Source organism: Tamlana sp. I1, assembly GCF_015355625.1.
Taxonomy (GTDB): Bacteria; Bacteroidota; Bacteroidia; order Flavobacteriales; family Flavobacteriaceae; genus Pseudotamlana.
This window is the reverse complement of record NZ_JACLAF010000019.1, coordinates 22,223-43,416: the sequence shown is the minus strand read 5'-3', so window position 1 is coordinate 43,416 and position 21,194 is coordinate 22,223. Positions and strand designations below refer to the sequence as shown.

14 protein-coding genes, 1 tRNA gene and 1 pseudogene are annotated in these 21,194 nt (G+C 35.4%); 9 read left to right on the top strand and 7 right to left on the bottom strand.

Features of this window, described 5'->3' with window-relative positions:
* The coding region (locus tag H6X70_RS15800; protein WP_194765898.1) for a transposase at positions 1 to 138 on the top strand (138 nt) is incomplete at its 5' end.
* A 108-nt stretch (positions 139 to 246) separates the two neighbouring features.
* Here the strand turns inward: H6X70_RS15800 and H6X70_RS15795 are convergent.
* Positions 247 to 320: transfer RNA gene (locus tag H6X70_RS15795), tRNA-Asn, on the bottom strand.
* Between the two features lie 71 nt (positions 321 to 391).
* Complete coding sequence (gene rseP, locus H6X70_RS15790; RefSeq protein ID WP_194768666.1) at positions 392 to 1,735, bottom strand: RIP metalloprotease RseP; 1,344 nt, start codon at positions 1,733 to 1,735, stop codon at positions 392 to 394.
* 199 nt (positions 1,736 to 1,934) lie between these two features.
* Here rseP and H6X70_RS15785 point away from each other — a divergent pair, with 199 nt between their 5' ends.
* The 5 genes from H6X70_RS15785 (at position 1,935) to H6X70_RS15765 (ending at position 8,402) form a co-directional block, all read left to right on the top strand.
* The gene (locus H6X70_RS15785) at positions 1,935 to 2,606 is read left to right on the top strand and encodes an SCO family protein (RefSeq protein WP_194768665.1); all 672 of its coding nucleotides are present in this window, start codon (positions 1,935 to 1,937) and stop codon (positions 2,604 to 2,606) included.
* A gap of 546 nt (positions 2,607 to 3,152) precedes the next feature.
* Positions 3,153 to 3,389, top strand: a complete 237-nt coding sequence (locus tag H6X70_RS15780) for a ferrous iron transport protein A (RefSeq protein ID WP_194768664.1) — start codon at positions 3,153 to 3,155, stop codon at positions 3,387 to 3,389.
* A complete protein-coding gene (feoB, locus tag H6X70_RS15775; protein WP_194768663.1) occupies positions 3,382 to 5,481 on the top strand; it encodes a ferrous iron transport protein B in 2,100 nt (699 codons plus the stop codon). The genes H6X70_RS15780 and feoB (H6X70_RS15775) overlap by 8 nt, the downstream gene beginning before the upstream one ends.
* 19 nt (positions 5,482 to 5,500) lie before the next feature.
* Positions 5,501 to 5,638 carry a FeoB-associated Cys-rich membrane protein gene (locus H6X70_RS15770; RefSeq protein ID WP_194768662.1) on the top strand — a complete coding sequence of 46 codons (138 nt, stop codon included), beginning with the start codon at positions 5,501 to 5,503 and terminating at the stop codon, positions 5,636 to 5,638.
* A gap of 520 nt (positions 5,639 to 6,158) precedes the next feature.
* The gene (locus H6X70_RS15765; RefSeq protein WP_194768661.1) at positions 6,159 to 8,402 is read left to right on the top strand and encodes a TonB-dependent receptor; all 2,244 of its coding nucleotides are present in this window, start codon (positions 6,159 to 6,161) and stop codon (positions 8,400 to 8,402) included.
* A gap of 186 nt (positions 8,403 to 8,588) precedes the next feature.
* Here the strand turns inward: H6X70_RS15765 and feoB (H6X70_RS16960) are convergent.
* From feoB (H6X70_RS16960) to H6X70_RS15745, 3 genes and pseudogenes are all read right to left on the bottom strand, one after another.
* Positions 8,589 to 10,784 (bottom strand): annotated as a pseudogene (feoB, locus tag H6X70_RS16960) (ferrous iron transport protein B).
* A 3-nt stretch (positions 10,785 to 10,787) separates the two neighbouring features.
* Positions 10,788 to 11,813 carry a DtxR family transcriptional regulator gene (locus H6X70_RS15750; RefSeq protein WP_194768658.1) on the bottom strand — a complete coding sequence of 342 codons (1,026 nt, stop codon included), beginning with the start codon at positions 11,811 to 11,813 and terminating at the stop codon, positions 10,788 to 10,790.
* Entirely contained in the window at positions 11,813 to 12,466 is a 654-nt protein-coding gene (locus H6X70_RS15745; protein WP_194768657.1) for a metal-dependent transcriptional regulator, read from the bottom strand. The genes H6X70_RS15750 and H6X70_RS15745 overlap by 1 nt, the downstream gene beginning before the upstream one ends.
* Before the next feature lie 151 nt (positions 12,467 to 12,617).
* Here H6X70_RS15745 and H6X70_RS15740 point away from each other — a divergent pair, with 151 nt between their 5' ends.
* Positions 12,618 to 12,977 (top strand): YraN family protein, encoded by a 360-nt coding sequence (locus tag H6X70_RS15740; RefSeq protein WP_194768669.1) that lies wholly within the window; start codon positions 12,618 to 12,620, stop codon positions 12,975 to 12,977.
* Between the two features lie 21 nt (positions 12,978 to 12,998).
* Here the strand turns inward: H6X70_RS15740 and H6X70_RS15735 are convergent, their stop codons facing one another.
* Complete coding sequence (locus H6X70_RS15735) at positions 12,999 to 14,354, bottom strand: peroxiredoxin family protein (protein WP_228530400.1); 1,356 nt, start codon at positions 14,352 to 14,354, stop codon at positions 12,999 to 13,001.
* A gap of 44 nt (positions 14,355 to 14,398) precedes the next feature.
* Positions 14,399 to 17,746: a transcription-repair coupling factor gene (gene mfd / locus H6X70_RS15730; RefSeq protein WP_194768656.1), complete on the bottom strand. Its 3,348-nt coding sequence runs from the start codon at positions 17,744 to 17,746 to the stop codon at positions 14,399 to 14,401.
* 247 nt (positions 17,747 to 17,993) lie between these two features.
* On the opposite strand from mfd, the gene H6X70_RS15725 reads away from it, so the two are divergent.
* Positions 17,994 to 18,410, top strand: a complete 417-nt coding sequence (locus H6X70_RS15725) for a response regulator (protein WP_194768655.1) — start codon at positions 17,994 to 17,996, stop codon at positions 18,408 to 18,410.
* 74 nt (positions 18,411 to 18,484) lie between these two features.
* Positions 18,485 to 21,193 (top strand): TonB-dependent receptor, encoded by a 2,709-nt coding sequence (locus H6X70_RS15720; RefSeq protein ID WP_194768654.1) that lies wholly within the window; start codon positions 18,485 to 18,487, stop codon positions 21,191 to 21,193.
* Position 21,194: the final 1 nt, after the last annotated feature.

Here is a 21,194-nt window from a genome sequence, read left to right as displayed (position 1 = left end):
CTAAACTATTTTATTAATAGAAGTACAAATGCTTCTGCAGAATCCTTTAATGCCAAAATTAAAGCTTTTAGAACGCAGTTCAGAGGCGTGAGAAACGTAAAATTCTTCCTCTATAGATTAACTACTATTTTTGCTTAATTCTAAAATCCCACAACTTTTGCTCTTGATCCGACTTCGCTCAGCATAAACTTCTCACCCAATTTAATCCACAAAAAAACCCAATACTTTCGTATCGGGTTTTTGTTGCTCCTTCTCTTGGGCTCGAACCAAGGACCCTCTGATTAACAGTCAGATGCTCTAACCAACTGAGCTAAGAAGGAGTGTGCTGTTTTGCTTAGCGAGTGCAAATATAAAAGCTTTTTTAGTATCTGCAAATATTTTTTAAAAAAATTTATTCAAAAAGTGCTTTATAGACATCATTCCCGTTTGCAAACAATACTAAAGCAATCAAAATGAAGAAACCAACCATTTGTGCATACTCCATAAATTTATCTCCAGGCTTTCTTCCTGAAATCATTTCATATAATAAAAACATAACATGACCACCATCTAAAGCAGGGATTGGCAATAAATTTAAAACCCCTAACATAATCGATAAAAAGGCCGTAATGCTCCAAAAATACTCCCAACTCCATGTGCTTGGAAAAATATCGTAAATGGCTTTAAAGCCTCCTACACCTTTGTAAGCACCTGTACTTGGCGAAAATATCGCTCCTAATTGGTCCCAATATGAAACAAGTTTGTCTTTAGCCTTATTTAAACCAACCGGAAAAGACTCAAAAAAGCCATAATCCTTAACATCAAATTTATAATACCCTAAGGCTTCTAAAGTTTCAGGAGTTGCGCCAGCTAATTCAACGCCAATTTTACCGTTTTCATTTATCGAAAGTGGTAACGTAATTTCACTGTTAGCACGTTTTATAGTGGCTGTAACTTGTTGTCCTTTATGTGCATCTAAAACGGTTTTAACCTGATCAAGATATTTGGTTTGGTTCCCATTCATACCAACTATAATATCGCCTTTTTTCAAGCCGCTATTTACATTATAAGAGGTATCTGGAACTTTGTTTACTATAAAAGGCTGTCTTAAACTAATAAAGCCTTTTTCTTTAGCATCCATTAATTGCGACAAGAAATCTTCAGGCATGTTTATTGTTGATACATTTCCGTTTCTTTCTATTTCAATTTGATGTCCGAATAATACTTTTTCAGAAATCTCAGAGAATTTTTCAATCTTATCACCATCAACAGCAATAATTTTATCACCCGTTAAAAGCCCTGCTTTATTAGCAACTGTACTTTCAACTAAAAGTCCATCCTTAATATTTTCGCTAGGCAAAAAGGTATCGCCATAAAAATAGCTCATACCAATGTAGATTAATATGGCCAACAAAAAGTTTACCGTAACCCCACCAAGCATAATAATTAAACGCTGCCATGCTGGTTTCGATCTAAATTCCCAAGGCTGTGGTTCTTGCGCCATTTGCTCGGTGTCCATGCTTTCATCAATCATTCCAGAGATTTTAACATAGCCTCCTAAAGGCAACCAACCAATACCATAAACAGTTTCTCCTATTTTCTTTTTGAATAATGAAAACTTCACATCAAAAAACAAATAAAATTTTTCAACGCGTGTTTTAAACAGTTTTGCTGGGATAAAATGCCCCAATTCGTGTAAAATAATTAACAACGAAAGACTTAGTAAAAACTGAGAAATCTTTATAACAAACTCCATATGATAGTTTAACATTTTTTATAATCGTGCAAAAGTAAGGTTTTAAACCAACTTTGAAAAAACAATTAAACAAAGGCGCAAGTTTTAACAGCAATTTAAGCTTAGAGGCTATAACAGCGCCCGTTTCTTTTCCAATTATATTTTTTGAGACAAGAGATTCATTGTATTTTTGCATCATTTAATTTTCATAAATTCCTTTATGTTATCGTTTTTTAAGGATTACAAGATTTTCGCCATAGTTTTCGCTGTTATTTCAATCATTATTGTTTCAATAATTTATAACACCTTAAATGTTTATCAGCCTTTACCCATTTATCAACCCACTATGGTAAGTCCCGAATTGGTTGACAGCACGCTTCATTATCAGAAAAAATATCATAAAATAGCAGATTTTAATCTGATTAATCAAAACGGAAAAACCATTACCCAAAACGATTATAAAGGCAAAATTTATGTGGCCGATTTCTTTTTTACATCCTGCCAAACCATTTGTCCGATTATGACAACGCACATGGCCGATATTCAAAAAGAAATTTTAAATGATAACGATGTTATGCTGCTTTCACATTCGGTGACTCCCGAGATTGATACCATAGCACAATTAAAAAAATATGCCATTGAAAAAGGCGTAAACGATAAAAAGTGGAATTTAGTTACGGGCGATAAAAAGCAAATTTATGAATTGGCAAGAAAAAGCTATTTGGCTGTGAAAGATAACGGTGACGGCGGCCCTTTTGATATGATTCATACCGAAAACTTCATGCTAATTGATAAAAAACGACAAATTAGAGGCTTTTACGACGGGACAAACCCTGAAGATATTGAAAGACTTCTTGATGATATTAAAATTTTAAAACAAGAAAAGCTTTAGTTTAGAGCAAAAAAAAAGCGATTCTCACGAAGCGCTTTTTTTAATCTTATTTTATTTATTTGTAACGTCTTTTTGCATTCCAAACTAACGAGCTTGTATTGCTAAAGGTTTTAGTTACTGTTCCTACTTTCGTTTCTGCTGCTACTTTTGTAATATTTGTATTTGTTGTCATAATGTATTTTTTACCGGTGCAAATTTACAACGCTTATATACTTAAGAAAACAACAGACTTGGTACGTTTGTATGTTAAATTAACATTAAGTTTACCTGCAATGTTTTTAATCGATGAATAACACATTTTGACTGATAACTAATTGTTTTTCAGAATAGTTATTACTTTTAAATGTTCTTATTTTTGGATCGTGTCGCTGCGTTAGGGATTGCAGTGGAAAGCCCACAGCGCCTTTTTTTGGCGCGAGGACTTGTAACGTAAAGCCCGACCTTAAGGTAACGCCCAAAAAAATATTTGCATATTATAAACTCATTACCTTTTAGGTTTTAAAGTTTTAAAGTATTTTTGCTTCTTTAAAATCAATCTAAATAATCTTGCAAGATACTATAGCACAATTAAAACGCGGTGAAAGCGCCATAATTACTGATGTTTCTTCCGCCAATATTCCTCTAAAACTCTTAGAAATGGGATGCCTGCCGGGTAGCACCGTAAAACTGGTACAGCTCGCGCCATTTCAAGACCCAATGTACCTAGACATTAACGGGTCGCATCTTGCCATTAGAAAAGAAACCGCAGCACTTATATTAATTGAAAAAATAACGCATGAGTAAACAAATAAATGTTGCGTTAATTGGTAACCCAAACACAGGAAAAACCTCTGTTTTTAATGCTTTAACAGGATTAAACCAGAAGGTTGGAAATTACCCAGGCATTACCGTTGAAAAAAAAGAAGGTGTTTGCAAATTACCTCGTGGCGTAAAAGCCCATATTATCGATTTACCGGGAACGTACAGTTTAAATGCTTCGTCGCTTGATGAAAGTGTGGTTATCGAATTACTTTTAAATCAAAACGATAAAGATTTTCCAGACATCGCCGTTGTGGTTACCGATGTTGAAAATTTGAAACGTAATTTACTGATTTTTACACAAATAAAAGATTTACAAATTCCTACACTATTGGTTATAAACATGGCTGATAGGATGAGCTACAAAGGAATTTCGTTAGATATTGAAGGTTTAGAGGAAAAACTTCAAACCAAAATTGCGCTTGTAAGTACACGAAAAAATATTGGTATTGATAAGCTGAAAGAACTTATTACCAATTACAAAGAAGTCTCGTCGAAACCTTGCATTGATATTTCTGAAATTGACAACAACTATTTTAATAATCTGAAAAAAGCATTTCCCAATCAGCTATTATACAAGCTTTGGTTGGTTATTACTCAAGATGTTAATTTTGGAACTACAAACCGGAAAGAATTTGATGCTGTTGAAGATTTTAAAACCAAAAGTAAAGGCGACTTAAAACGACTTCAGCAAAAAGAAACCATAAAGCGCTATCAATTTATTAATAACGCTCTTAAAACAGGCCAAACTATTGATGCCACTCAAGCCAAAGATTTACGCTCGAAACTAGACCGCATTTTAACACACAAAGTGTGGGGATACGTTATTTTCTTTGCTGTTTTAATTCTTGTTTTTCAGGCCATTTACGATTGGGCAACCATCCCCATGGACATGATAGACACGGCGTTTGCGTTTTTAAGCGAATGGACAAGCGACCATTTACCTGCAGGAGCTTTTACCGATTTACTTTCTGAAGGGATTATTCCCGGACTTGGCGGTATTGTTATATTTATACCACAAATTGCCTTCTTATTTCTGTTTATCTCTGTTTTAGAAGAAAGTGGTTATATGAGCCGTGTGGTTTTTTTAATGGATCGCGTGATGCGTCGTTTTGGTTTAAGCGGAAAAAGTGTGGTGCCTTTAATTTCTGGAACTGCCTGTGCTATTCCAGCCATTATGGCCACTAGAAATATAGAAAGTTGGAAAGAACGCCTGATTACTATTTTGGTTACGCCATTTACAACCTGTTCGGCAAGACTTCCGGTGTATTTAATTATTATATCGTTGGTGATTCCCGAAGGTCGATTTCTTGGCTTGGGCTACCAACCTTTAACTTTAATGCTGTTGTATTTATTAGGTTTTGGAACTGCAGTTTTATCGGCTTACATCTTAAACAAAATTCTTAAAATAAAGAATAAAACCTTTTTTGTGGTTGAAATGCCAAACTACAAATTGCCTTTATTAAAAAATGTATTGCTTACTGTTGTTGAAAAAACAAAGGCTTTCATTTTTGGTGCTGGAAAAATTATTTTAGCGATTTCAATAATATTATGGTTTTTAGCTTCTTATGGGCCTGGTGAAAACTTTAACAGTGCCGAAGAAATTATGACTGAAAAATACGCTTCTCAAAATTTAGATGAAGACGATTTAAATCATAAAATAGCGCAATATAAACTCGAACATTCATACATAGGTATTTCGGGACGCGCCATAGAACCAGCGATTAGACCACTTGGTTACGATTGGAAAATAGGCATTGCCATTATTAGTTCGTTCGCTGCTCGTGAAGTGTTTGTTGGAACTTTAGCAACGATTTACAGCGTTGGAAGCGATGATGAAGAAACCATAAAAAACCGCATGGCAGGTGAGGTTAACCCCATTCTTGGAGGTCCATTATTTACATTTGCTTCAGGAATTTCACTCTTACTTTTTTATGCTTTTGCTATGCAATGCATGAGTACTTTAGCCATTGTAAAGCGTGAAACAAACAGCTGGAAATGGCCTGTTTTACAACTGGTTATCATGTCTATTTTTGCTTATATTGTCGCATTAATTGCATTTCAGTTTTTGAAATAATCTCAACTCAACAGAAAACATGAATACTATTATTCAAAATATATTAGTTTTTGCAGCTATAGCAGGCGCTGTATATTTTTTGATTAGAAAGTTTTTCTGGAAAAAAAAGAAATCTAAAAAATCTTGTGGTGGCGATGATGGTTGCGGCTGTCATTAATCACCTCAATTACACATTTTTAATTCTCTATATTTAGTTTGATGGAGGAATAAATTCGCTTCACAAAAGCTTTGAAGCTTTGAAGCTTTGCAACTTTATCACAATAATGACAATTCAACCAACCGGAAGGACTTCGAACATTATCGAGCAGCTAGTTTTAATGAAGATTTTATGTTATCGACTCCGCACACCTTTTTATTGAGAGTTTTAAACTTGAAATTTTTGGTTTTGTTTGAGTGAACATACTGCTATAAGCGGTTTTCATTGCTATTTTTTAATCTACAGGGTGTTAGAAACTTATTTTCAGTATTTCAATTTTAAGACTAATCAAGAATGGTCTGAAAAAAGTACAGCTTCACAAACCTCAACACACCTAATCACTCTGGAACTTTGAATCTTTGCAACTTTGAGACTTTGAAACTTTGAAACTTTGAAACTTTAAACACCCAACAATTCCATTTCATACCATAATTTTTAGTCTTATCTAAAATTATATTTATATTTGCATAAATTTATTTTAATGAAATATCTAATTATATTTTTATGCTTAGCTTCAATTACCTTAAACGCTCAGGACATAACCGGTCGCGTTTTATTTGACGGCATGCCTCTGGCCTACGCGAATGTCTACCTAAAAGGCACCTCCAAAGGAGCCACAACTAACGAAGAAGGCAGCTTCATTATTAAAAACAATCCAGCTGGAAATTATACCATTATCGCATCATATACTGGTTTTGAACCACAATCAAAAACCATTAAAATCACTAATGAAGATGTTGATGTTAATTTCAATCTACTAGATTCCTCCATGCTAGATGAAGTTGTAGTAACCGGGACTTTAAAGGCGGTTTCTAGACTTGATAGCCCCGTTCCTGTTGAAATTTACACACCAACATTCTTAAAGAAAAACCCAACACCTAACATATTTGAAGCTCTGCAAAACGTAAACGGCGTGCGTCCTCAAATTAATTGTAGTGTCTGCAACACAGGCGATATTCACATAAACGGATTAGAAGGCCCCTACACCCTCGTTTTAATAGACGGCATGCCAATTGTGAGTGGTTTATCTACCGTTTATGGGCTTTCGGGAATTCCAAATTCATTAATCGAACAGGTTGAAATTGTTAAAGGCCCTGCCTCTTCTCTTTACGGCAGTGAGGCTGTTGGTGGTTTAATTAATATTATTACCAAACTTTCAGAAAATGCACCATTAGTGTTTGCCGATAGTTTTGTTTCGGGTTGGGGAGAATGGAATTTAGATGCTGGTTTTAAAGCACGAATCGGACAAAAAACCGATGTGCTTCTAGGTATCAATTACTTTAATTACAGTAATCCTATAGATAATAACAACGATAATTTTACAGATTTAACCTTACAGGATAGAATTTCAATATTTCAAAAGTGGAATTTCAAACGAAAAGAAAACCGTGTTTTTTCTATGGCTGGTCGGTTTTTTTATGAAGATCGCTGGGGCGGAGAAATGCAGTGGAACCCTTCCTACAGAGGGGGCGACGAAATTTATGGTGAAAGCATTTACACGACGCGATACGAGATTTTAGGAAACTACCAATTGCCTGTAAATGAAAATATGATGCTTCAGTTTTCATATACCGATCATAATCAAAATTCGGTGTATGGAGACACCCCTTATTTGGCCACACAACGCATTGGTTTTTCACAACTTACCTGGGATAAACCACTAAAAAATCATGATTTATTATTCGGAATAGCTGCGCGGTATAATTATTACGATGATAATACACCCGCAACGTTTAGGGCTGATGAAATCGTGATTCCATCAATATTCGTTCAAGATGAAATTAAACTGAATGAGAAAAACAATCTACTATTAGGCGCACGTTACGATTACGACAAACGCCACGGTACTATTTTTACACCAAGAATAGCCTACAGATTTAAACCTACCGAAAATAATATTATACGTTTAAATGCCGGAACAGGCTTTCGTGTAGTTAATCTTTTTACTGAAGAACATGCCGCACTTACTGGCTCTAGAGATGTTATTATTGCTGAAGCTTTAAAACCAGAGCAATCTATTAACGTAAACATGAATTATTTAAGCAAATTATTCACTAAAAAAGGACACATGTTTACACTAGAAGCTTCGGCGTGGTATACTTATTTTAGTAATTTAATAGCCCCCGATTACGACAGCAATCCCAATCAAATTATATATGCCAATTTAAACGGAAAATCTGTTAGCAAAGGCGTGAGTTTAAATATAGACGCGTCACTTTCAAACGGACTTAAAATCCTTATGGGTGCGACGGTACAAGATGTTTCGCAAACCGAAAACGGCATTACCGAACGTCAAATTTTAACCGAAAGTTTTACAGGAACTTGGGGCATAACCTATAGAATTTATAAATATAAAACTGCTATAGACTATACAGGAAACCTTTACGGCCCCATGCGACTCCCCCTTTTAGGTGATTTAGACCCGAGATTACCTGAATCGCCTGTATGGAGCATTCAAAACATTCAATTTACTTTTGAAGGCTTAAAGAATTTTGAAATTTATGGCGGTATTAAAAACTTACTAAATTGGACACCAAACAAAGGCAACCCATTTATTATTGCACGTGCAGAGGATCCTTTTGATAAAGATGTGGTTTTTGACAGTGATGGTAATGCCATGGTTACCCCAGACAATCCCTATGGACTAACCTTCGATGCGGGTTATGTATACGGACCAAACCAAGGCAGACGTCTATTTTTAGGGTTACGATATATTTTGAAGTAATTACAGAATATCCCTAATCTTTCAAAAAGTCACGAAAAACCCTGAAACCTGAAGTAAAAACCATCATTAAAACTGAATAAATTTCTAATAAAAGGATGTTAAGCACTAGGCGGACACCCCTATAATCCCCTCTAGAGGATACTCCCCCCCAAGAATATTTAGAATTAATTTCTAAAAAAACTCAAACTAAAAAGCAAGGCGCCAAATCTGAGCAACTAAAAAGCAAACTATAAACCCTAAAATTACAGGCATTATAGAAGCAACTAGTGTCCATTTCGCACTGTTAGTTTCTTTATAAATCGTATAGATCGTGGTGCTACACGGGTTGTGCAGCAAACTAAAAAGCATCAAATTAATGGCCGTTAGAAGTGTCCAGCCTCCAGCTCTTAAAATATCGCCTGTGGCGTTTATAGAATCTAGTTCGAACATTACGCCAGCTCCTGCGCCACCGCCAATACCCGTTACCATTACGGTTAGCATCAAAATGGTAGGAATTACAATTTCGTTAGCTGGAATAGCCACTATATACGCTAGTAAAATCACACCATTCAATCCTATAAGAAATCCGAAGCCATCCATCCCATTTATTAACCATGCAGCAATGGTTTCATCACCTATATGAAGATTAGAAATTAGCCAAATTACAGCCCCTGCAGGTGCTGCAAAAACGATAGCACGCCATAAAACAATTAAAGTTCTATCAATTAAAGAGGTGTATATGGTTTTCCAGAAACGCGGTGGTCTGTACGGTGGTAATTCCAAATTAAAAGTTGAAACCTCGCCTTTTAAAACGGTTTTAGACAATGCCCACGACACACCAAACATAAAAGCCATACCCAAAACAGCAATACCAATTACGGCTAATAATGATGCAAAACTTGACATAGATTCTGGAACCACAGCACCAATAAAAATGGTCGCTATTAAAATTTGTGTCGGCCAGCGCCCATTACACAGTGAAAAATTATTAGTTATAATAGCAATTAATCGTTCTCTAGGGCTATCGATAATACGGGTAGCCACAACCCCGGCAGCATTGCAACCAAAGCCCATACTCATGGTTAATGCTTGCTTGCCATGCGCTCCAGACTTATTAAACAAGGCATCTAAATTAAAAGCCACACGTGGTAAATAACCAAAATCCTCTAAAAGCGTAAACATGGGAAAAAATATCGCCATGGGTGGCAACATAACTGCAATAACCCAAGCCACAGCCAAATACACTCCATCAATTAAAAAACCTGCAAGCCACCAAGGCATATTCACGTTTTCGGCACCACTTTTTAATATGGGATGAATGGTGTCTAAAAATAAAGTTGCTAACATGGAAGACGGATAATTCGCCCCAACAATAGTAAGCCATAAAACAGTTCCTAGAATTAAAAACATAATTGGAAATCCGAAATACTTGCTCGTTACAATTTTATCGATTTTAGCATCTAATCGGAATCGTTTTTCAGAATCGTTTGTCTTTACGGTATCTTTAACAATATCGGCTGCATCGGCATAAATTCCTTCTGTAAGATTATCATGAAATTCGTCACCAATCTGCCAACGCAATTCGTTTGATAATTCTATTATTTTGTCAATGTTATTCTCTTTCATAGTCTTGAAGCATTACACAAATTCTCCCGATTTTAAAGCCTTAATAATTTCTTTATCGCCTTCTAACAAACGAAAAGCAATCCAACGGCTGTTTGGAATGTTTGGAAATTCTTTTTCTATTTCGGCCGTTAAAGTTTTTACGGCTTTTTCAATGTTTTCTGGCACATTTTTTATGCGATGTGGCTTACAAACAATTTGTCCGCTAGCAATTTCACTCACCGTTTGAATTAATTCTGGAATCCCTTGATTAAACCTAGCACTTGCAGGCACCACGGGAATCCCTAAATCTCTGGACAGCGTTCTAACATCGATGTCAACTTTATTTCGTTTGGCTTCGTCCATTAAGTTTAAACACAAAACAGCTTTATCGGTAATCTCTAATATTTGAAGTACTAAATTTAAGTTGCGTTCTAGTCGATTAGCATCCACAACTATAATGGTCACATCGGGTTTTCCGAAGAGAATAAAATCACGTGCAGCAGCCTCATCTTCCGAAGTGGAAAGTAAAGAATAAGTTCCTGGCAAATCAACCAGTTTATATTTATTGGTATTGTACTCGAAACCACCTTCGGCACGCACTACGGTTTTTCCCGGCCAATTCCCTGTGTGTTGTCGCAGTCCTGTTAAAGCATTAAAAACAGTACTTTTTCCTGTGTTTGGATTTCCTGCTAATGCCACAACAAAATCGAAATTATCGGTTTGAATTCCCAATTTCTTTAAACCCTCTTTATTAAAATGAGAACAAGTTTCGCAAGCTGTATTTACTTTAGGTTCCATAATTTAATCTTTTTTAATAAGGATTTTTGCTGCTTGGTCGTTTCGCAAAGCAATGGAAGTGCCTTTAATTAAATAGGCATTGGGTTGCCCTAGCGGATTAACCAAATCGATACTCACAGAAGCTCCTTTTACAAAACCAAGATCCAATAATCGTCTTCGGCTTTCGCCTCTACTCTCTCTAGAAATCCCAATAATTTTAGCGGTTTCATGTTCTTCTAAGCTGGATAATCGAGCGATATTATCTTCAATAACCACTTCTTTCTCGATAACCGCTACCGTTAAATTTGCCGCTACAATGGGCGCTAACTTAAACTCTTCGCCTTCCGACCTAAAAACAATTCGTGTCGAATTATTTTCAATCACTTTAAGCAAGGATCCCATATGGATGTTTTCGGCTAATATTTGCTTATAAATAATATCGGGCTCATCTTCAATATGCGTGATTTTACCAACAGCACCAACCGGTAAACGTGGTAATTCCACACCATTAACTTGCGCTATTTTTCCTGTTCGTGTTGGAATGGGGTCGCCATGCGGATCGAATTTAGGATTTCCCAATTGTGCCGAAAGCGCTTCAGCATCATCATGAGACAGTTTATGTTCCATTAATTCGGCGCGGTCATGCCATTCATTTTTATTGAAGCCTGTTTTATCGGCCAAATAACGTTCCCAAAGCCGGTGCACACGAACAATACGCAAGGCATAATCTCGACCTTTTTCGGTGAGTTTTAAGATATCCGATTCAAAATAAATTAAATCGTTTATCGTCATTTTTTTTATGGCTTCAACAATACGGCTGTTATTAAAATCGAGCACTTGCACCAATGTTTTCATATCCACTTTATTATCTGAATTCTCAAAATGATAAAGCTGTTTTAAAACATCTTCAATAATAACCTTCTCGTTGCTTTTAAAATTCTTCTGAAGCAACCAAAACCAACCTTTTACAGGCCTGAAAAAAACATATATCAAGCCCACAATAATAAAGAAAATGGCCAGTGCCGCTATGGGATTGTAGTTATTCATCATTATAAACTTATATATAAATTTTTAGCAACTTCACTAGAAATAATCATCTTTCGGGATGTTGTTTCAATGGTTAATGAGTTATCAAAAGGTTCAAAATCTAAAACCTTGATCTGGTCTCCTAGTGCTAAATTATTCTTGTTAAGGTATTTTAAAAAGACGTCTGAAGAATCTTTAACCTGAGCTAAAACCCCCTCATCTCCTGGTTTCAACTCTAAAATATTCACACTTTTTAATGGCGAATAATTTCCTTCTTTATCTGGAATGGGATCGCCGTGCGGGTCGTGTGTTGGAAAGCCTAATAAAGCATCCAACTCATTTACTAATTTTAGCGATTTTATATGCTCTAACTGTTCGGCAACATCGTGAACCTCATCCCATGAAAAGTTTAGTTTTTCAACTAAAAACACTTCCCACAGTCTGTGTTTTCTAATCACTAAAGCAGCAGCCAACCTTCCTGCTTCGGTTAAGGTAACGCCTTGATATTTTATATAATTGGCTAATTTTTTCTCTGCCAATTTCTTTATCATATCGGTAACCGATGATGCTTTAGACTCAATTTTTTCGGCAATAGCATTGGTACTTACAGCAACAGTGCCTTGTTTCCCTAAATGGTAAATTGCCTTTAAATAATTTTCTTCAGATAGTGTAACCATAACATTAAAATACAGGCAAATATACAAAATTTCAATAGGTGTTAAAAATATTTTTAGATAAGACTAAAAAATAGCAACTCATAATATTCTAAGTAAAATTGAAATGGAAAATCAAAAAACAACAAAAGAATATTTTTCTTACATTTACTACATGGCAAAACACAACGAACTTGGAAAAAAAGGCGAAGATCTTGCGGTTAATTTTCTTCTGAAAAAAGGCTACACGATTAAAGAACGCAACTACAGGTTTGAAAAAGCTGAAGTTGATATTATAGCCGCGTTAAAAGACACACTCGCTATTGTTGAAGTAAAAACACGCTCGACAGCCGATTTTGGAAATCCGCAAGACTTTGTAAAACCCAAGCAAATTCAGCGTTTAGTTAAAGCGGTTGATGCTTATGTTATAAATAACGATTTAGATGTAGAAGTTCGTTTTGATATTATTGCCATTGTAAGAACCGACAAAACATTCAAAATAGAGCATTTAGAAGATGCTTTTTATCATTTTTGATTACTCGAAAATTAAGCTTTCTTATTCTTCCCCCTCAAAAAACATCATTAAATCGTCAATATGATCGGGTTTATCAATAATTTCTTTGTTCTTGTTCAGAATAAAATAGGTTGGTGTTGCAGTAACCCCATAAGCATCGCTAATCGTGTTGTCCCATTTTCCTTTTCCGTAAACATGAATAAATTCAGGATATTTTTTAGTTTGAGCCTTCCAACCTTCTAAGTCTTCGGCTTCTTCTAAACCAATAGCAATCACTTTTATTTTTCCCTTTTCTTCCGAATCGATAAAGGCTTTTAACTGCGGAATTTCATCTAAACAATGCGAACAAGTACTGCTCCAAAAAACAATAATATAATTTTCGGCGCCATTTAATTCGCTTAATTTTTTAGTGATTTTTTTATCTTGTTCCTTAACGGTGAGTGTGAAATCTGGAGCTTTATTTCCGTTAGAGATATTTTTATACAATTTTAAGGCAGCCAAAAGCTCGTTGTCATTTAGTGCCTTAGCCACATCGTTTAAGTAGGTTGTAGAAATATAATTCGCAACAGGTTCTAGTTTTAAATCGGCCATTTCTTGCCACAAATCAAATAATAAACTGCGTTTAACTTCATTAGGCGCCGTTTTCATGGCCTTATAAACCACATCGATATTGGCTTTATAATTTGAAATTTCATCTAAATTTTTAGAGGTCATTCCAAAAACATAACTCAGCATTTTTTCTTCAAGAAAACTAGAACTTTGAAGCGTAGGATTTTTAAAATCAACATAATCAAAATAATGCTCCTTAAGCTTATTAATGTAATTGCTAGCGGTTAACGCTTTAGCAGGCACAAAAGGTTTATTTGCCTTTATAAAATGTAAAGCGATGGTGCCTTTAGCTGCATTTTCAAAATTTGACTGAGTCTCTTTTTGAGTCTTAAAAATGGCTTTTAATGCTGTTGTATCCTTTGTTTCACTTTTATAATAATTGCTAATACTATGAATCACCATAGACATGCTGTTGTGGTAAGAGGCTAATAATTTATTTTCGTTCGACTTTTGAAATTTAACGCCTGTTTCGGAATTAAACTTAAGCTCGACATCTTCTTTCCCATTATAAATAATATCGAAATTATAATCTTCTTGAGGAATGGCATACACCAAACGATACATCCCTTTTGTAGCAGTAGAATCTAGCTGAAACTTAAAACTTCCGTCTTTTTGAATTTCTGCGCTAGTCACATAATCTGAAATAACCGGATTAACCTTATACAACAAAGCGATGTTATAATCTGCTGCTGGAGTAAACACCCCTTTTATGGTATGTTGAGCTAAAAGCAGCGATGGAAAAATTAATGCTAAAAAAAAGAAAGGTTTCAAAATTATAATCTTATTCATTTGGGTGCCTTCGTTTAAGGGAATTTTTATTAGGCATTAAAAACCTATGTTACAATAGGCTTTAAAGCTTCTAACGCTTGTTTTACTGTTTTTATTTGATCGAAAGTTATCATTAATCTTAAACCATTTCGGGTTTGTTTTTCTTTCATTTTACAAGCATTAGGATGTGTTTGAACAAACTGCAATACTTTAGTAAAACTAGGACTTTGGTAAAATCTACTTTGCTGATCGTTAATAAAATAACCGATAAGCTTACCCTTTTTCATAATGATTTTTTCAAATCCGATTTTGGTAGCCAGCCACTTTATTTTTACGCTATTTAACAAATCGATAACCTGTTTTGGCAACTCACCAAAACGATCAATTAATTCTTTCTCAAAGATATGTAATTCATCTTCCGATTTTAAATTATTTAGCTGTGTGTATAAATTTAATCGTTCAGCAATATTATTAATGTAATCATCTGGAAAAAGCAGTGAAAAATCGGTGTCGATAGTAACATCTTTTACATAAATTTTGTCTTCTTCGGGTTCGTCATACAAATCTTTAAATTCGTTTTCTTTAAGTTCTTCAATCGCTTCATTTAAAATTTTCTGATAAGTATCAAAACCAATATCATTCATAAAGCCACTTTGCTCACCACCTAACAAATCGCCCGCACCACGAATTTCTAAATCTTTCATGGCAATATTAAATCCGCTACCTAATTCGGTAAACTGCTCTAAAGCGGTAATACGTTTTCTGGCATCATCAGTCATTGCCGAATATTCTGGTGTTATAAAATAACAAAATGCCTTTTTATTGCTTCGCCCAACACGGCCACGCATTTGGTGCAAATCGCTCAATCCAAAATTATTGGCATTATTTATAAAAATGGTATTGGCATTAGGCACGTCCAATCCGCTTTCAATAATGGTGGTACTTACCAAGACATCGAAAGCACCATCCATAAAGGCTAACATTAATTGCTCTAATTTCTTCCCTTCCATTTGACCATGACCAACACCTACTTTGGCATCGGGCACCAAACGCTGAATCATGCCAGCAACTTCCTTAATATTTTCAATACGGTTGTGAATAAAGAATATTTGTCCGCCACGCTCAATTTCATAACTCACCGCATCCCTAATAGTTTCTTCAGCAAAACGAATCACATGACTTTCAATAGGATATCGGTTTGGCGGCGGCGTCGTGATAACTGATAAATCGCGAGCAGCCATTAAACTAAACTGAAGCGTTCTAGGAATAGGTGTCGCTGTTAATGTTAATACATCAACGTTGTCTTTTATGGTTTTTAGTTTCTCTTTTACGGCAACTCCAAATTTTTGTTCTTCATCGACAATTAGAAGCCCTAAATCTTTAAATTTTACACTTTTATTAACCAGTTGATGGGTACCAATAATGATATCAACCTTACCCTGCTCTAAACCTTCCAAAGTTTCGCGTTTTTCTTTTGCTGTTCTAAAACGGTTTACATACTCTACTGTTACAGGGAAATCCTTTAAACGTTGCCTAAAAGTTCGGGCGTGCTGATATGCTAAAATGGTGGTTGGCACTAAAACAGCCACTTGTTTCCCATTATCTACAGCCTTAAAAGCTGCTCGAATAGCGACTTCGGTTTTACCAAAACCTACATCACCACAAACCAAGCGATCCATGGGGCGTTCGCTTTCCATATCGGTTTTAATATCGGCAGTTGCAGTACTTTGGTCTGGGGTATCTTCGTAAATAAAAGAGGCTTCCAATTCGTGTTGCATCGCACTGTCAGGATGGTATTGATAGCCTTTTTGTGTTTTACGTTTGGCGTAAAGTTTTATTAAGTTGAAAGCTACATGTTTTACACGGGCTTTCGTTTTTTGTTTTAAAGTTTTCCAGGCATTGCTTCCTAGTTTATGGATTTTTGGCGCTTTACCGTCTTTACCATTAAACTTCGTGATTTTATGTAGTGAATGAATGCTTAAATACAGCACATCGCGTTCGCCATAAACCAACTTAATGGCTTCTTGTTTTTTGCCTTCAACATCTATTTTTTGAAGTCCGCCAAAGCGTCCAATCCCATGATCTATATGGGTTACATAATCGCCAATATCTAAATTTGTAAGCTCTTTTAAAGTGATGGCTTGTTTTTTAGCATAGCCATTTTTAAGGTGAAATTTATGATAACGCTCAAAAATTTGATGATCGGTATAACATACGATTTTTGCATCGTGATCTATAAATCCTTGGTGCAGCGACAACACAATGGTTTTATAAGCCACTTCTTCCTCGGCATCATCAAAAATATCATGAAAACGTTTGGCTTGCTGCTCGCTTACACAGGCAATAAAATTGTTGTAGCCTTTATTATGATTGGTATTTAAATCTTCAATTAACAAATTAAATTGTTTGTTGAAAGACGGTTGCGGTGTGGTATTGTATTCAATTAGCGCTGAAGCATTCCCATTTGATAGCACCGCAGAATTACCAAATTCGATAATTGAAAAATCCAGCAGCTGGCGTTTTAATAATTCGGCATTGCAAAATAAAGCTTCGGGTTTGGCGTGTTTTATATCTTCGGAAAGGGTTTTGAAGGCAGCTTCGGCTTTTTCGTAAAAATCGTCAATTCTTGAAAAAATTAAAGGCGCATTTTTTAAACATACTACGGTTTTTTGAGCGATATATTTTAAAAAACTCTGCCTGCTTTCCTGCATTAATTTATTCGCCACATTGGGAATGACATTAATTTTCTTGATTTGATCGATAGACAACTGGGTTTCTACATCGAAAGTTCGAATGCTATCCACCTCATCGCCAAAAAATTCGATACGATAAGGTTGGTCGTGCGAAAATGAAAAGACATCGACTATACCCCCTCGCACTGAAAATTCGCCAGGTTCGGTAACAAAATCAACCCTTTTAAACTGGTATTCAAAAAGAACTTCGTTTACAAAATCTATCGATAAATTATCGTTAACCCCAACTTTTAAGGTGTTACGTTCCAATTCCTTTCGGGTTACAACTTGCTCAAAAAGCGCATCGGGATAGGTAACAATTATAGCTGGTTTTTTTTGTGAATTTATTCGGTTTAAAACCTCGGCACGCAATAAAACATTAGCATTATCGGTTTCTTCAATATCGTAAGGCCTGCGGTAGCTTCCCGGATAAAACAGTACATCTTTATCGCCACAAAGTTGTTCTAAATCGTTTAAATAATGTGCTGCTTCTTCTTTATCATCAAAAACCAATAAAAAAGGCTTTTTAACCTCGTTAAAAACACTAGAAATCACAAAGGAAAAAGAAGACCCTACAAGGCCTTTTAAATGTGTTCTACTCTGAGGTTGGGCAATAGCGTTTTGCAGATTTTGCGTTTGCAAAGTCTGTGCGTAGGTTTTAGAGAGGATGGATTTACTCACTTATGTATTTTCATTTATGAACTGCAAATATAAGTCGCTTATTATTAATCTGAAATTTAGAAAACATAAAGAAATTAGTATTTACTTTACCACGAGTTAAAGGAATATCGATAAAAGTTATAGGTTCCGACATTTTATCGTTATTTTTGACTCTTAACCGATAAGCCTAAAAACACATCACAACTTTAAGTTAAAACTATAAAAAAAGGTATTATCCTTGTATATAATTTAACCCCCTCGCCTCCAAATGGAATCTGTAAGATCAACTTTATTAATAGATGATGATAAATTCACGAGTTTTTACAACGAAAAGATTGTAAAAAAACACAATAAATTTGGTGAAATCATCTCCGTTAATAGTGGTAAAGAAGCCTTGGAATATTTAGAGCTAGCTATTCAAGGTAAAGCCTTAAAACCAGATGTTATTTTTCTAGACATTAATATGCCCGCTATGAATGGTTGGGAATTTATTGAAGCTTATAGAAAATTAGACTTAGAATTTACAAGCAGTATTAATATTATAATGCTTACAACCTCTTCAAACCCAAAGGATAAAGAAAGATCGTTGGCTCTTGAAGAAATTAGCAATTACATTAACAAACCCCTTTCCCTCCCCATTTTAGATGATATCATTAAAAAATTAATTCCCTGTAAAACGCAATAACACCTTTTTTAAGCCAACTTAAATTTGTAGGTTGAAGCGTTTTACAAGAATACCAGACGACTAACCAATTACGCATGCGCATAAAAATTTATCTACAACACCTACTTTTGATAAGTTTTCTTTTAGGGCAAGTTTTGCATGCTCAAAACAGAGCTACTTTAACAGGCAATGTGTCTGATGAGTTTGGCAAATTGCCAGGCGCCTTAATTTCTATTGAAGGCACTACATTACAAACCACAACAAATATTGACGGGAACTTCACCCTTAATTTAGAAGAAGGCAGCTATGTAGTTACCGCTTCTTTCATCATGTACCGCTCTAAAAGCCAAGCCGTGGAAGTTAAAGTTGGTGATGAAATAACCCTTAATTTTATTTTAGAAACTGGATTTTCTGCCGATGAACCCATATCTTTAGGAACACGGGCTAAACCCCAAACTGCTTTAGAGACTACCGTACCAATTGAAATTATCACCCCCGAAGAGCTTAGCGGTTCTTCGCATTTCAATCTTAGTGAAATATTACATTATTTATCGCCATCATTTCATTCGACACCACAAACTATTGCCGATGGCACCGACCATATAGACCCAGGAACACTACGCGGTTTAGGGCCAGACCAAGTGCTGGTTTTAGTTAATGGTAAACGCCGCCACACCAGTTCTATGTTAAATGTAAACGGTACCATTGGTCGCGGTAGTGTAGGCACCGATTTTAATGCCATTCCGGTATCTTCCATAGACCATATTGAAATATTAAGAGACGGATCGACCCCGCAATATGGCTCTGATGCCATTGCAGGCGTAATTAATATCGTGCTTAAAAAACAAACCGATGTTATAAATTTAGATGCTCGAGTAAAATCGAATGTTCTAGGCGATGGGGTTACCAACTATTTTAGCAGTAACTTCGGATTAAAAATAGGCAATACTGGTTTTATTAATATTACAGGTGAGTTTCGCGACCGTAAAGCCACAAATCGAGCTGGAGATTATACAGGAAATGTTTATGTAACTGACGACGATGCTTTAGACGAACAATTGATTGCTCAAAATAATTTTTATTCTAAAACAGGTTATAAAAACCGCCAAGTTATGGAAATAGGAAGTGCTGCAGTACGTAATTCTGCTGTATCCTTTAACGGCGAGCTTTCTTTATTTAAACAAGCAAACCTGTATTTTTTTGGTGGTAGAAATTCTAGAGAAGGCTCCTCTGGTGGATTTTACCGTTTTCCTTATCAAACAGACCGTGTTGTTGATGAATTATTTCCCGATGGCTTTTCGCCAAATATTATAACCAATATACAAGACAATGCCTTAGCTTTTGGATTAAGAGGTGTTAAAAATGGTTGGAATCTAGATTTTAGTCACTCCATTGGCAATAACAACATCGATTTTACAGTAAGCAACTCCAACAATGCATCATTAGGAGTTACTTCACCAAAAACTTTTAAATCTGGTGGATACCTTTATAAATTAAACACCACAAATATTGATATTGATAAGCAGTTCGACTATATGCACGGTTTTAGTTTAGCCTTTGGAGGAGAACTGCGTATAGAAAGTTATGAAATTATTAGTGGTGAAGAGGACTCATACATTAATGGTGGTGAAACTTATATAGATGAAGATGGCAACGAGAAACCACGTCTTATAGGCGCCCAAGTTTTCCCTGGTATACAACCATCAGACGAACTTGTGCGTATTCGATCGAATGCTTCTGGTTACATTGATGCGGAATTACAACCCCTTCAGCCGTTGCTACTAAAAGCCGCTTTTCGATATGAATCTAATCAAGATTTTGGGCAATATTCCGTGTGGAAACTTTCCGGAAGGTATTTACTAGATAAAAACATCTCTATCCGTTCTAGTTATTCCACAGGATTTCGAGCACCTTCTTTACACCAAGTTTATTTTCAAAAAATAAGCACCCAATATTTTGATGGAAACATTAGTCAGGTAGGAACTTTTAACCATGAAAGTTCGCTTATTACAGATGTGTTTAAAGTGAGTAAATTAACACCCGAATTATCGAAACATTTTAGCTTAGGTTGGAACACAAAAATTAACAACAAATTCACCTTTACCTTTGATTATTACAACATTAACATTAACAACCGTATAATTTTATCGGGTGGGTTTAGCGATGGCTACGAAGCACTTTTAGCGCCTTACAACATTTCAACAGCGCAATTTTTTGTAAATGCCATCGACTCTAAAACCAATGGTATTGATATGGCGTTTACCTATCAAGACAAATTAGGTAACGGCTTATTTAATGGGGAAGTATCGGCAAATTACACCAAAACAATAGTGACTAATGTTGATGAGAATAGTGTTGAAAACGGTGACTTAAACTCTTTGTTTAATCGCGAAGAACGTTCTAGAATAGAATCGGCGCAACCAAATTTTAAAGTGAATTCATATGTGCAATATGAAATTAACAAATTTAAATTTAATTTGGTTGGCACTTATTTTGGAAGTTTAGATTATCTTCATCCTGATGATGGCGACCCAAACAATTGGCAGCTTAATGAATTTACAGGAAAGGTAGAAACTCGCGACCAAGTATTTAGTCCTAAGTTTGTTACCGATGTTTTTGTAACCTATAAATTTGCCGATTTTTTAGAAGCTACCGCAGGATGTAATAACATCTTTAATGTATATCCAGACAAACACACACATTCTGGAAATACAAATGATGGCAATTTTATATACAGCAGACGCGTTCAACAATTTGGAGTAAACGGTGCAAACCTATTTTTTAAACTACTATTACGTTTATAGT

What these genes read in the sequence shown, in the direction of transcription:
- rseP (WP_194768666.1), bottom strand. Translation starts at nt 1,735, where the DNA reads ATGGAGTTTGTTATAAAGATTTCTCAGTTTTTACTAAGTCTTTCGTTG.
- H6X70_RS15785 (WP_194768665.1), top strand. Translation starts at nt 1,935, where the DNA reads ATGTTATCGTTTTTTAAGGATTACAAGATTTTCGCCATAGTTTTCGCT.
- feoB (WP_194768663.1), top strand. Translation starts at nt 3,382, where the DNA reads ATGAGTAAACAAATAAATGTTGCGTTAATTGGTAACCCAAACACAGGA.
- H6X70_RS15770 (WP_194768662.1), top strand. Translation starts at nt 5,501, where the DNA reads ATGAATACTATTATTCAAAATATATTAGTTTTTGCAGCTATAGCAGGC.
- H6X70_RS15765 (WP_194768661.1), top strand. Translation starts at nt 6,159, where the DNA reads ATGAAATATCTAATTATATTTTTATGCTTAGCTTCAATTACCTTAAAC.
- H6X70_RS15750 (WP_194768658.1), bottom strand. Translation starts at nt 11,813, where the DNA reads ATGATGAATAACTACAATCCCATAGCGGCACTGGCCATTTTCTTTATT.
- H6X70_RS15745 (WP_194768657.1), bottom strand. Translation starts at nt 12,466, where the DNA reads ATGGTTACACTATCTGAAGAAAATTATTTAAAGGCAATTTACCATTTA.
- H6X70_RS15740 (WP_194768669.1), top strand. Translation starts at nt 12,618, where the DNA reads ATGGCAAAACACAACGAACTTGGAAAAAAAGGCGAAGATCTTGCGGTT.
- H6X70_RS15735 (WP_228530400.1), bottom strand. Translation starts at nt 14,354, where the DNA reads ATGAATAAGATTATAATTTTGAAACCTTTCTTTTTTTTAGCATTAATT.
- H6X70_RS15725 (WP_194768655.1), top strand. Translation starts at nt 17,994, where the DNA reads ATGGAATCTGTAAGATCAACTTTATTAATAGATGATGATAAATTCACG.
- H6X70_RS15720 (WP_194768654.1), top strand. Translation starts at nt 18,485, where the DNA reads ATGCGCATAAAAATTTATCTACAACACCTACTTTTGATAAGTTTTCTT.